At 37.4% G+C, this 13,390-nt stretch carries 8 protein-coding genes; all 8 read left to right on the top strand.

The features are described from left to right. Nucleotides 1-32 precede the first annotated feature (32 nt). The 8 genes from H6F92_RS07465 (at nucleotide 33) to H6F92_RS26515 (ending at nucleotide 13,312) form a co-directional block, all read left to right on the top strand. On the top strand, nucleotides 33-752 hold the full coding sequence (locus H6F92_RS07465) for a Rossmann-fold NAD(P)-binding domain-containing protein (protein ID WP_190357375.1): 720 nt from the start codon (nucleotides 33-35) through the stop codon (nucleotides 750-752). Between the two features lie 163 nt (nucleotides 753-915). After that, on the top strand, nucleotides 916-2,673 hold the full coding sequence (locus H6F92_RS07460) for an SDR family NAD(P)-dependent oxidoreductase (protein ID WP_190357374.1): 1,758 nt from the start codon (nucleotides 916-918) through the stop codon (nucleotides 2,671-2,673). 45 nt (nucleotides 2,674-2,718) lie between these two features. Next, nucleotides 2,719-7,722, top strand: coding sequence for a short-chain dehydrogenase (locus tag H6F92_RS07455; protein ID WP_190357373.1), 5,004 nt, complete (start codon nucleotides 2,719-2,721; stop codon nucleotides 7,720-7,722). 141 nt (nucleotides 7,723-7,863) lie between these two features. Next, nucleotides 7,864-9,438, top strand: coding sequence for a PfaD family polyunsaturated fatty acid/polyketide biosynthesis protein (locus tag H6F92_RS07450; protein WP_190357372.1), 1,575 nt, complete (start codon nucleotides 7,864-7,866; stop codon nucleotides 9,436-9,438). 35 nt (nucleotides 9,439-9,473) lie between these two features. Then, nucleotides 9,474-10,646, top strand: coding sequence for an MFS transporter (locus H6F92_RS07445; protein WP_190357371.1), 1,173 nt, complete (start codon nucleotides 9,474-9,476; stop codon nucleotides 10,644-10,646). Nucleotides 10,647-10,710: 64 nt separating this feature from the next. Next, a complete protein-coding gene (locus H6F92_RS07440; protein ID WP_190357370.1) occupies nucleotides 10,711-11,988 on the top strand; it encodes an NAD(P)/FAD-dependent oxidoreductase in 1,278 nt (425 codons plus the stop codon). Nucleotides 11,989-12,188: 200 nt separating this feature from the next. Continuing rightward, nucleotides 12,189-12,938, top strand: a complete 750-nt coding sequence (locus H6F92_RS07435) for a PEP-CTERM sorting domain-containing protein (protein ID WP_012265842.1) — start codon at nucleotides 12,189-12,191, stop codon at nucleotides 12,936-12,938. 251 nt (nucleotides 12,939-13,189) lie between these two features. Further along, the gene (locus H6F92_RS26515) at nucleotides 13,190-13,312 is read left to right on the top strand and encodes a hypothetical protein (RefSeq protein WP_265795662.1); all 123 of its coding nucleotides are present in this window, start codon (nucleotides 13,190-13,192) and stop codon (nucleotides 13,310-13,312) included. The last annotated feature ends 78 nt before the right edge of the window (nucleotides 13,313-13,390 follow it).

Here is a 13,390-nt window from a genome sequence, read left to right as displayed (position 1 = left end):
ATCGAAAACACGGTGATATTGGACGTTATCAAATGAAACTGAAGCCCCTTGCTGCACCTGATTATTGGGATTTTCCCTCAACCCCTGATCAAACCTGTTTGGTGACCGATGATGGTTCATCTACTACTGCCCAAGTTGCTCAAAGTTTGCTAAACCAAGGCTGGCAAGTTGTGGTTCTCAGTTTCCCTCAATTCCTTATTCCTGTGCGTTCTTCTCTTCCTGCGGGGGTTCGACATTTTGTTCTCAATCATTTAAGTGAAGAACATTTACAAGCACAATTGGGAGATATATTTAAAACTTGTGGACTGATCGGCACATTTATTCATTTACATCCTCTCTCTCAGGGGTTTAATCAAGATCAAGAGACTTCAATTAATTCTGATCAAGCGATTGTTAAACAAGTGTTTTTACTAGCCAAACATCTTAAATCTTCTCTGACGCAAGCGGCCAGTCAAGGACGCAGTTGTTTTCTCAGCTTAACCCGTTTAGATGGAGAATTTGGTCTCAGTGGAAAACGAGAATTTAGCCCTATTAGTGGCGGTTTATTTGGCTTAACGAAAACCTTAAATCTAGAGTGGGAATCGGTCTTCTGTCGCGCTCTAGATATTAGTCCCGACTTAGATGAAATGACAACGGCTCAAATTGTTTTAGCTGAATTACATGATCCTAATAGCTTAATTCAAGAGGTAGGTTATACTCCAAAAGGTCGAATGACTTTGACTTGTGAATTAGCTTCTTTTAGCAGTAAATAGGCAAAAGTTAATAGTTAGAATAAAATTAGCTGGGCGCAAGGCTTGCGCCCCTACATAATTATAGTTATTTAGATGAATTGCGGTCTAAATTCCGATTTTTAGCTAGTCTCTACTAACTATTAACTATTAACTATCAACTATCAACTAACACGGTATTTTCCCCATGATTAATGATACTCAACTTAATTCATCTTCTGTGGTTATTGTCAGTGGTGGCGGCCGAGGAATTACGGCTCAATGCGTTATCTATTTGGCGCAACAATATCATTGTAAATTTATTTTATTAGGTCGTTCGCAAATTTTATATCCTGAACCTGAATGGAGTCTTTCTTGTCAAGATGAGTCTCAGTTAAAAAAGCAAATTATGCAACATTTAACAACTCAAAATGAAAAACCAACTCCAAAAAAAGTTCAAGCACTGTATCAACAACTCTGTCAAAGTCGTGAAATTAAGCAAACCTTATCAGAGATTGAAAAAGTAGGAGGAAAAGCCGAGTATTGCAGTGTTAATGTTACCGATTCACAGCAACTAAAAGCAACTTTAAGACCGATTATTCAACGTTGGGGACAGATTACGGGCATTATTCATGGTGCGGGAACGTTAGCCGATAAATTAATTGAAAACAAAACTGAACAGGATTTTGATAAGGTTTATACTGTCAAAATTGATGGGTTAAATAGTTTATTAGGTTCGGTAGAAGTTAACCGATTAAAATTTATTGCTTTATTTTCTTCTTTTGTTTCATTTTATGGCAATGTCGGTCAATCTGACTATTCTTTAGCTAACGAAATTTTGAACAAATATGCTTATTTACTTCAACAAAAATATCCTAACTGTCATGTTGTTTCTATTGGGTGGGGTCCTTGGGATGGAGGAATGGTGACACCACAGCTTAAACAGTTATTTGAGCAGCAAAATATTAAGGTCATTCCTCAACAAACAGGGGCGCAAATGTTAGCAGAAGAATTAACCCAAACTCAAGCTAAAACCCCTCAAATTATTGTCATGAGTAACCCTATTTCTCCTTCTCCTAAACTGGTTACACCGCAAAAGCATAGTTACCGTTTATATCGTCGGTTGACGTTACGAGGAAACCCTTTCGTTTATGATCATGTCATTGGGGGAAATGCAGTTTTACCCGCGATGTGTGCGTTAGCATGGATCACTAATAGTTGCGAACAACTTTATAAAGGATATCATTTTTTAAGTTGTCATAACTATCAAGTGCTTAAAGGAGTTGTCTTTGATAAAAGTTTAGCTAATTTGTATTGTTTGGATCTGACTGAAGTTGAGAAAACAGAAGATGAAATTAAATTTGAAGCCTTAATTTGGAGTGAAACCGCTAAAGGAATTCCCCTTTATCATTATCGGGCGATTATTAATATTACTAAACAAGTAATAGCTGAGAGAAAACTTGAGGAAAGTATTCAGCCTGTTAAGGAACCTTCCCTTAATTTCCAACCCTATCAAGAAGGAGTTCTGTTTCATCAGCCCAGATTTCAAGGAATTAAGAAAATCTTAGAAATTAATAACAACGAACTTCTTTTTAACTGTTACTTACCTCCAATTTCTACACAAGATCAAGGACAGTTTAGCGTTCAATCCTTTAATTCTTATACGGCTGATCTCTTGTTTCAATGTCTTTTAGTTTGGGTCAGAAAACACTACAATTCGGGTAGTTTACCCCTAAAACTAAATGAGCTTGAGCAGTTTAGTTCCCTCCCTTTTAATCAAGAATTTTGGATAAAATTATCCATTAATGAACACAGTGATACTAAGGTAATTGCTAATGCACTTGCTTATCATTCTCAAGGGAAAATTTATTTAGAAGCAACTAATATGGAGGTTACTTTGAGTTCTTGTCTTAATGTTTTGTTTCTTAACAATACGGTGAATTCATCGAATACTGTTTGCTTGTAATTTTTTCTCAATTGATACCCTATTTACATTTTCACAGGAGATATTATGAAACCTTCCAAATTAGCGATCGCTGGAATAAGTGGCTTCTTTAATCAACTGTTAACCAGTCAACAACTATCAGCTTTAATTTATCAAGGAAACTCCCTTGATTATTCTCACAAACCGATCAGTGATCATTCTTGGTCTATCCTATCAAAGATGTCTGATCAAGGGTTAAAAGATTGTACTTGTAAGATAGGAAAAAAAGTCGCTTTAATTACTGCTAATAATATTAGCAACAATCAAGAAACTGAGCTTAAAAATATTAGTTATCAATTGGAAAGATTATGGAATTGTTCCATTGTTCCCTTTCAATTAACCCAAGGATCTGATTCTTTATTAAAGTCTCTCGAATTAGCCCAAATTCTCTTAACCGCCAAAGAAGTTGATACAGTTATTATTAGTGCGCTTAATAGGAATTGTGAGTCTATTATTGGCGGAGCTTTAATCCTCAAAGATTATGAAACAATCCCCAACAATAATAATACGCTTTTTTACGGGATTATTGATAGCTTTAGTAAAATAGTTAACCCCTTATCTTCTCGATCAGTTGCGATTAAACAAAGTTGTCAGCAAGCATTTAAAAATGCTAAGATTCACCCCTCAAATATTGGTTATTTAGCTGTTTCCTCAAGAGAGATAGATCAAGGGTTATTAGAAGCTTATTATGCTAATCATAATAACCTAACTTGTGCAGTCGGAATAGTCCAAGAGAATAATAATAACTTAGGGATAACTGAGGATTTAATTAGCTTAATTAAAACAGCACTTTGCTTAAAAAATCGTTATCTTCCTGCTGCCGATCAACTGTTAACTTCTAATCTTACTCAAGAATGGCAAAATAGTCCTTTTTATCTACCTGATGTATCACTTCCTTGGTTTCTTGAAAAAGGACAAGAAAAACGCTATGCTGCGCTTAATTTAGTCACTCAAAACAATACTTATAGTCATTTAATTTTATCAGAAGCAACTCCTCAAAGTACAGCCAATAATGGCTATTTACCCTATGGGTCATTTTATCTATTTCCCCTCGCTGGAAATGATAGTTTATCTCTACAAAGTCAGCTTGATAACTTAACCGAGAGTATTGAAAACAGTTTCTCCTTACCCCATCTGGCCAAAGAGAATTTTATTCAGTTTCAACAGAATTCTCAATCTCCTTATGTTGTAGCAATTGTTGGGAATAACAAAGAAGCTTTACAAAAGGAAATTAAACAGGCTAAAAAAGGAATTGATAAAGCCTTTCACACAGGAAAGCCGTGGAAAAGTCCCCAAGGAAGTTATTTCACCCCTAAACGGTTAGGAAAAGTGGGTAAAGTCGCTTTTGTTTATCCGGGTGCTTTTAACTCCTATTTAGGAATGGGAAGAAATCTTTTTCAATTATTCCCTAAATTATGGGAGAGAGCAGAGAGTTTAATTAGTGATCCTGCTACCTTTTTTCAAGCAAACTCTCTTTATCCTCGCCGTCAATCTCCCCTTTCTAAACAAGACTTAGAAACCCTAGAAACTCAATTCATTGCTAACCCTTTATCTCTCTTAGAAACGGGAACAGGTTTTGCGGTTTTATTCACCGAAATTATGCAGAAATATTTCAAGATTAAACCTGATGCTGCCTTCGGTTATAGCATGGGAGAAAGTACCATGATGTATTCATTAGGAGTCTGGCCAAATGCGGATCAAGGAAGTCGATTTGTTCATTCTTCTCCCCTATTTAAAACCCGTTTAATGGGAGCTAAACAAGCCGTTGCAGAATCTTGGGGTCAACCGATAGATGAAAATTCATGGAGTAGTTATGTTTTAATGGCTACAGCTGAAGCAGTTCAGGAATGTTTAAAAACAGAAAGTAAGGTTTATTTAACCCATATTAATACCCCTCAAGAAGTTGCGATCGCAGGAGATTCTCAAGGTTGTTTACGGGTGATTGAAAAATTACAATGTGATCGGTTTCGTTCGCCTTCTGATATGGTTTTACATTGTGAAGTTATGCAATCAGAATACAATGAGTTTCTTAAGCTAAATACGGTGACAATAGGAACACCACCTGATACTATTTTTTATTCCTCTTCTCATTATGATTCTCTGGCCTTAGAACAAGAGAAAATTGGTGAGCATTTAAGTCAAGGAATGTGTCAAATGTTAGATTTTCCTCGCTTAATTGAACGCACTTATCAAGACGGGGTAAAAATTTTTCTAGAATTAGGATCAGGAGGAAGTTGTTCTCGTTGGATATCGGAAACTCTTGGTCAAAAAGAGCATCTTGCATTGTGTATTAATCGTCGAGGTGCTGATGATTTAGCGACCATTATTAAGATGTTAGCACAATTAGTCAGTCATGGGGTAGAACTAGACTTATCCCCTCTTTATTTAACAGATGAAGCAGAAACCTTAGAGGCGATTTTTAAGACAGTGTTAACCACAGCACCCAAAGCTAATATTGAACCCCAAACTGAGCAACAAAATTCAATTATTCGAGAAAATACTGCTTCTCAAAAAGTCGCTGTTTTAGTCGCTTCTTCTACTCAACTTCTTTCCCAAGTTCCAACCATTTCTACGGTTGATCATTCAAGAACAAGCGTTATTTCTTCTCATCCTAAAACCGTTAAACCTTGTTTATTTGATCAACCTGAGATCCTCGAATTTATTGAAGGTAAAGTCTCTAAGGTTTTTGGTCAAGAATATGAACCCATTGATCATTATACCCAACGAGTCAGAATGCCGTCTCCTCCCTTTTTGTTCGTCAGTCGGGTGACTCAATTAGAAGGAAAATTAGGTGATTATAAATCAGGTTTCATCGAAACAGAATATGATGTACCAGAAGATGCTTGGTATGCAGTAGATGGTCAATTAACGGTAGGAATTTGTAAAGAAGCCGGCCACGGACTCCTGATGCTATTAAGTTATATCGGGACAGATTTTGAAAATCAAGGAAAACGCTCTTTCCGTTTATTAGATTTATCTGCAACCTTCTTATTTGAACAACCTGAAAATGTTAAGTTGTTACGGTGTCGAGTTAAGATCACCTCTTCGGTTAAAACTGATGATAGCTTATTAATTTTCTTCCAAGGAGAGGTGTTAATTGGGGATCAAGTTTGGATGAAACTTCATGACGGTTGTGCTGGACTCTTTTCTGATGAAGAATTAGAAAAAGGACAGGGAATTGTGCTAAAAGAGGCTGAAGAAAAAGAAAGAAACTTGATTAAAAGACAACAGTTTACTCCTCTTTTAACTTGTTCTAAGTCATTCTTTAAAAAAGAAGAACTTCTTAATCTAAGTCAAGGCAATATTGAGGCTTGTTTAGGGAAAAACTATCAACAAAATGGCTTAAATTCTTCCCTCAGATTACCCCCAGAAAAACTCTTAATGTTAGAGAAAGTGATGATGGTAAATCCTCAAGGAGGAATAGCTGGACTAGGGTTAGCAGTGGGAGCAAAACAGATCACTCCTGAGGACTGGTATTATTCTTGTCATTTTAAAAATGACCCCACTTTACCGGGGAATTTAATGATTGAAGGAAGTATCCAACTGGTGCAATTTTATTGTTTATGGTTAGGGTTACAAACTCACAGGAAAGATGCTCGTTTTCAGGTGATTCCTAATCAAACCCAAGCAGCCCGTTTTCGGGGACAAGTGACTCCCCAACATGGAACTTTAATGTATCAAATGGAGGTGTTAGAAATTGGACTTTCTCCTCAACCTTATCTTCTGGCTAATGTGGATGTTATTTTTGGCGGAAAAACCATTGCTACTATTAAAAATATTGGTGTTCAACTGGTAGAAAAAACAGACACCATTCCCAGTATTTTCCCACCCATTGAGTCAGTAACATTACCCCATATTTCCCAATTATCAAAACAGTCATCGGTTTTATTTAATGAAAACCAATTAAAAACCTTTGCTAAAGGATCAGTGGCTGCCTGTTTGGGATCAGAATTTGACATTTATGAAAATCGTCAATCGGTTCGTTTACCTAACGGGGAGTTTCAGTTAGTCAGTCGGGTATTAGACATCGAAGGTAAACGTCATGAATTGCAAAAACCATCGGAAATTATTACCGAATTTGATGTCAAAGAAAATGCTTGGTTTTATAACCATAATGCCTATCCCACTTTGCCCTACTGTACTTATATTGAAATTGCCGGTCAACCTTGTATTTTCTTAGGGGTTTATATGGGAGCAACTTTATTATTCCCAGAAGATGATCTTCATTTTCGTAATTTGGATGGACAGGGAACAATTCTCAAAGAAATTGACCTCCGTAATAAAACCATTACGGATAAAGTTCGTCTCCTTTCTACCACCGCTATTCAAGGGGCAATTATTCAAAAGTTTGAGTTTGAGTTATCTTGTGAAGGTGAGCCTTTTTATCGGGGAAATATGGTCTTTGGAGACTTTAGCACAGCCGTGTTAGCGAATCAAGTGGGACTTGATGGTGGAAAACGTCTTAAACCTTGGTATCAACTGAATAATTTATCCGATTTAACCCTACAGGAAATTAATTTACAAGATTCCTTAACTCACCAAACCTTCTATTCAGTAAATCCTGAAAAACCCCATTATCGTCTTTCTCAAAATTATCTTGATTTTATCGAAAAAGTTTTCCTAATTCAAGATGGGGGTAAGTATCAAAAAGGATATATTTATGCCAGCCAATCAATTACTCCCGAAGATTGGTATTTTCCCTTCCATTTCTATCAAGATTCCGTGATGCCTGGTGCATTAGGCGTTGAGTCTATTCTTCAAGCTATGCAAACTTATGCGCTGCAATTAGACTTAGGCAAATCTTTCAAAAATCCTCGCTTTGGTCAAGCCATTAATCATCAAATCACCTGGAAATATCGAGGACAAATTACACCCGAAAATCGTTTAATGTCTTTAGAAGTGCATATTTCCGATATTCGAGTCGAAGATGATGTAATCACAATTATCGGAGATGCCAGTCTTTGGAAAGAAGACTTAAGAATTTACGAAATTAAAGACATCGCCCTGTGTCTATTAGACAATGAACAGTGAACAGTTAACAGAGACCAGTGTATCTCGACTACTCGGTTAGTGCATTAACCATGGAATTGGGATAACCCCAGTTACCAGTGAATAGTAAACACCCATCTTTTCCCTCAGTTTAAAGTCAACAATAATTGAGAAATAAACCCCATGTTAACTAGCCATAACCCTCTTACTAGCTCCCCTAAACCATCTATCTCCTTTGATAGTGAAGGAATTCGAGAAAAATTAGCCAATTTAGAGCAGCCTTGTTATGTATATGTCAAAAATAACCAGATAGGACTTTCTCACGAACCTAATGCTGATATACTGCCCCGTAGCATGATTAATGCCCTATCACCCCAACAATTAGGCGATCGCGCTTTTTGTGACTTTCATGGTTTAGACTATGCTTATGGGGCGGGGGCAATGGCTGGGGGTATCGCTTCCGAAGATTTGGTGATTTCTTTGGGAAAAGCGGGATTTTTAGCCAGTTTTGGGGCAGCCGGGTTAGTTCCCCAACGGGTTGAAAAAGCCATTCACACCATTCAAGAAGCTTTACCCAATGGAGGATATGCCTTTAATTTAATCCATAGCCCCTCAGAGGAGGCCCTAGAACGGGGTTCAGTGGAACTTTACCTCAAATATGGGGTAAGAACTGTTGAAGCCTCTGCTTATATGGATTTAACCCCCCATATTGTCCGTTACCGAGCATCAGGATTACATCTCAATTCTCAAGGCGATATTGAAACCGAAAATAAGATCATTGCCAAAATTTCTCGGACCGAAGTTGCTCAGAAATTCTTAAAACCTGCTCCCCCTAAACTGCTGAAAGCTTTAGTCGAACAGGGACAAATTACAACCTTACAAGCAACTTTAGCTGAAAAAGTTCCTTTAGCCGATGATATAACCGTTGAAGCTGACTCTGGTGGTCACACAGATAATCGTTCTTTGGTTTGCCTTCTCCCTTCTATTATTGCCTTACGCAATGAGATTCAACAGCAATATCAGTATGAGCGTTCTATTAGAGTGGGGGCGGCTGGTGGGATTAGTACTCCAGAATCAGCCTTAGCGGCCTTTATGATGGGAGCGAGTTACATTATCACAGGTTCGGTGAATCATGCTTGTATTGAAGCGGGAACATCTGAACATACCAAACAATTATTAGCCCAAGCAGCAATGGCCGATGTGGTAATGGCCCCTTGTGCTGATATGTTTGAAATGGGGGTGAAAGTTCAACTCTTAAAACGGGGAAGTTTATTCCCCATGCGCGCGCAAAAATTATATGATTTGTATCAAACTTATGAGGGAATTGATGCCATTCCGACCGAGGTTCGTCAAACCATAGAAAAGCAAATTTTCCAAAAACCATTAGAGGCCGTTTGGCAAGAAACCCTTGCTTATTTTCAAGAGCGAGATCCCGAACAAATTGAACGAGCAAATAATAATCCTAAACGGAAAATGGCTTTAATTTTTCGCTGGTATTTAGGGCTTTCTTCTCGTTGGGCAACCAGTGGACAGCCACAACGAACAATGGATTATCAAATTTGGTGTGGTCCGGCGATGGGTTCATTTAACGATTGGGTTCGAGGAACTTATTTAGAATTTTCCGAAAATCGTCAAGTGGTGGATGTAGCAACTCACATCATGCGCGGTGCAGCTTATCTCTATCGTCTGCAAAGTCTGAAGTTACAGGGGGTTAATCTTCCGTCTCCCTATCATTTTTATCGACCCACGCCTCTTTAAAAACCCCCTTATGAACCTTGTGCTGGAATTTTCCCATGATGACTAAAAATGCCAATTCTCCCTTTTCTGTTGGACTTCCCGCCCTTTATTTAGTGGCCTTTTTATCGGGAATTTCCCTAGGGTTATTTAACCCCTTTATTTCTACCCTGATGAAAGAAAAGGGTTACGACAATATTGTTATTGGGGCAAATTCTACTCTTTACTTTTTTGTCATTGCCGCAGGAACACCGATTGTGGCTAGTATTCTTCGCCAAATTGGATTAAGAAAAACCATGATGTTAGGATTCCTTTTAATGGGAATAACTGCACCTCTATTTGCCTTTACTACTCAATTATCTCTTTGGTTTATCATTCGTGGCGTTATGGGTTTGGCCTGTTGTTTATATCTGATTTCTGGACAAACCGCTATTAACTATTTTTGTAATGATCAAAATCGAGCCATGGTTAATGGTTTAGATGCTTTAGCTTTTAGCTTAGGTTTTGGTATCGGTCCGATTATGGGAGCAGTCGCCTATAATCTTTCTCCTAAGATCACTTTTTTATTAGGAAGTGGCTTGATTTTAAGTGGAATTGTTGTTGTCTTTTTTGGATTACCAGAGAAAACGGTTAAGTTTCAAAAGCCCAACTTTAGCATTATTCAAAAGCTCAAACTTCCCCTACAAGGAGCTTTTGCTTATGGCTTCAGTGTTGCCACCTTAGTTTCTCTTTATCCACTTTTTTTACTCGAACAAAACTATGGTATTGAGCGCATGGGTTTAATCTTTGGCTTGTTTATTTTAGGCGGATTAATTTCAACCGTTCCTATTACTCATTTAGCCGATAAGATGGGTAAAGTTAAGGTTTTAGTCGGTAGTGTAATTATTGTAATTGTTTCAGTTTTTGGCTTATCTTTAATCGAAAATCCCATGATTACCCCCTTTTTAGCTTTTGTCTCTGGGGTAGGAATGAGTCCCATTTTTCCCTTATCGTTAGCCCTCATTGGTTCTACCGTTACCCTTAATGAATTATCCTCCGGGAGTGCTGTCTTTACCTCAATTTATAGTGCAGGTTGTACCGCCGGCCCCATTCTATCAGCTATTGTCATGACCATGATGGGAACTCGGTATATCTTCTCATTAATGTTAGTCATTTTTGTCTTATTTTTGCTGAGTTTAAGTCAGTCCCAAAAGTCCCATCCTGACTATCAACATTCTTCGGAGAATAGTTAGGAAAGTTTCTTCAATTTTCCCCCCACTAATTAAGCCACTTCACAATTTATTCAAGGACAAAATCATGGAAAAATTAGCAATCATTGGTTCGGGTATTTCTGGCTCTCCCATCGCCTATTATCTTCAAGATCAATATGAGGTTGATGTCTATGAAAAAAGTAGTCGTGTCGGCGGTCATGCTCACACCTTAGATTTGGATGAAGATGGTCAACGCATTTCTTTTGATACGGCTTTTGTGGTTTGTAATAAACCTAATTATCCCAACTTGATGAAATTTTTTGCTGATTTAGGAGCAGAGACTCAAGATCATTTAGGCGGATTTAATTTTTATAATTTGGATACTGGAATGCAGTTTAATTCCCTAGATTTAGAACTGCCGATGGAAGAATTTGCTCGTCAGCAATCCTCTGAATTAGTCGCTTGTTATCAAGAAGCTAAACGTTTTTTTTCAGAAGCACGGGCTGATTTTTGGGAAGGAAAAACGAGAATTTCTATGCAAGAATATCTAGATAAAAATAACTATAGCCAAGCCTTTCGAGATAACTTTGTCATGCTAATGGGGTCAGCCGTTTGGTCAATTCCTACTGATTTATTAATGGAGTTTCCCGCTTCAACTTTTATCAGCTTTTTTATGACTCATGACCAAGGAGGGTTGGGGGGAAAAACGGTCGAATGGCAAACCGTTAAAGGGGGAAGCAGTCGTTATGTTGAAAGGGTCAAAGATGCTTTAAAGAAACCCATTCGCACTGAACAAGAAGTGATTTCCGTTAAAAAAAGAGAAGACGGAAAAGTAACGATAAAAACGACCACAGATGAAGAAGTTTATGATAAGGTGGTTATGGCTACTCACGCTGATCAAGCATTAGGAATACTTGCTGAACCAACTGAATTAGAACAAAACATCCTAGGCTGTTTTAAGTATAATGAAACCGCCGTAACTGTTCACACTGATCCAGTTATTATGAACCCCGATCGCAGTAAATGGCAATCCTGGAATTATGGGCAAGTAACTAAAGAAGGAAAGCTTTATACTTATGTGACTTATTATGCTAACAAAGTCCATAATTTTACCGCCAAGAAAGATTATTTTGTTTCCTTAGATACCCCACCTATCGCCATTGATGAAGACAAAATTATCCGCATTCTTAAGTATCGACATCCAGCTTATGACATGAATACTCTAGAAGCCCAAAAACAAATTTATCAACTCAATGAAACTGGCCCTATTTACTTCTCAGGGACATATTTCCACATCAAAAAACGAGGCATTGATTCCTACGGATTTCATGAAAGTGGCATCGGTTGTGCGGTTGAATTAGTGGAACGTTTGAGAAAAGGATAATGTTTGGCAAAATACAGAATCAATAATCAGCAACTATACTCAAGTATTTTGGTTGACTCTTTTGAGTAAATTCAACTACAGTTAACCATAAGTTTCTTAAAAGAAGTTGAAAAATTCTAATCTTTTTTGAAACCTCCTTTAGGTTAGAGAAAAGATTCTTGACTACAAACTCTAAAAAATTGACACAGGAGACTTAAACAATGCTCTCAAAACATCTAGTAACTCTATTAGGATTAACCTCTGTAATCGCTCTTAATCCTGTTCTTTCTGTTCATGCCGAACCTCAAGTTTATTTAGAAGTTGAGGGAAAAGAAAGCCTAGAACTAAATACTAATACTTTAGCTATTTTAGAAAATATTGGATTAACACTGAGCGATGTTGAAAGTACCGCAACGCCTGCCCCCGGCTTTTCCATTGGTTCCGTTTTATTGCCTCCCAATTCTGACCCCAATGTTCGAGGAACGACTTATACTTTCCTCTATGATGATGACCCTGTTCTTTATGTTCCCTTGGGCGGAACAGAAGAGTTTTTAGGAACGTTTACCTTTGAGGTAGATACCACCAAGTTGAATGGACTAGGAACACAATTCACGATTGGCAATTTTTCCAATTCTTTTGACGAAGATTTTAATTTTTTTGTGACTGATACAGCCAATACAGGTTTGCAAGTCTTTGATGTTGCATCATCAGGTATTCCTAATATTGATCTTAATACTCTGACTTTCGTGCTTGAAGGAATTGAATTATTCTTTTCTCAAGAATTCAGTGACTTGTTAGTAAATGCAGGGGCTACTCAGTCAGTAGCGGGATTAAAATTCATTGATGGTAGAGCCGATCGTTCTTTGATGTTAGTCTCTGCTTCAACTCCTGAACCCTCATCAATTTTAGCTCTAATTCTGTTAGCAGGAGGCGGTATTATTGGCGGAATTAGACAAAATCAAAAAAAATAAGTAGTTAATTTTATTGACTTAAAATCAGTTGAGGTAATTTTTGCTTAATCTAATCCTCAGTAACAAACAAAGAATCTACAAATTGTGCCAAAGATTCTCCATTTTGCTGAGGAATTTACCATTTTAAACTAGATATAGATGATGTCTAGATAGGAAGTTGAAAAATTCTGATCTTTTCTGAAACATCCTTTAGGTTAGAGAAAACATTCTTGACTACAAACTCTAAAAAATTGACACAGGAGACTTAAACAATGAACACAAAACATCTAGCAACCCTATTAGGATTAACCTCTGTAATAGTATTTAATCCTCTTCTCTCCGTTAAAGCTGAACCTGTTATTTATAGCAATTCTCTGACTTATGAGGTACAGTAGCAACAGTGAGTAAACCAATTGCGAATATCTTTTTGAGTAACTTCTAACATAGCCAATTCAATCCCTTCTATTAAGTCT

Source organism: Microcystis wesenbergii FACHB-1317 (assembly GCF_014696875.1).
Taxonomy (GTDB): domain Bacteria; phylum Cyanobacteriota; class Cyanobacteriia; order Cyanobacteriales; family Microcystaceae; genus Microcystis; species Microcystis wesenbergii_A.
The sequence above is the reverse complement of the archived record's forward strand: the minus strand, read 5'-3'. Positions and strand labels throughout refer to the sequence as shown.

Coding starts and splice junctions, on each gene's coding strand:
- H6F92_RS07465 (WP_190357375.1), top strand. CDS start 33: ATGAAACTGAAGCCCCTTGCTGCACCTGATTATTGGGATTTTCCCTCA.
- H6F92_RS07460 (WP_190357374.1), top strand. CDS start 916: ATGATTAATGATACTCAACTTAATTCATCTTCTGTGGTTATTGTCAGT.
- H6F92_RS07455 (WP_190357373.1), top strand. CDS start 2,719: ATGAAACCTTCCAAATTAGCGATCGCTGGAATAAGTGGCTTCTTTAAT.
- H6F92_RS07450 (WP_190357372.1), top strand. CDS start 7,864: ATGTTAACTAGCCATAACCCTCTTACTAGCTCCCCTAAACCATCTATC.
- H6F92_RS07445 (WP_190357371.1), top strand. CDS start 9,474: ATGATGACTAAAAATGCCAATTCTCCCTTTTCTGTTGGACTTCCCGCC.
- H6F92_RS07440 (WP_190357370.1), top strand. CDS start 10,711: ATGGAAAAATTAGCAATCATTGGTTCGGGTATTTCTGGCTCTCCCATC.
- H6F92_RS07435 (WP_012265842.1), top strand. CDS start 12,189: ATGCTCTCAAAACATCTAGTAACTCTATTAGGATTAACCTCTGTAATC.
- H6F92_RS26515 (WP_265795662.1), top strand. CDS start 13,190: ATGAACACAAAACATCTAGCAACCCTATTAGGATTAACCTCTGTAATA.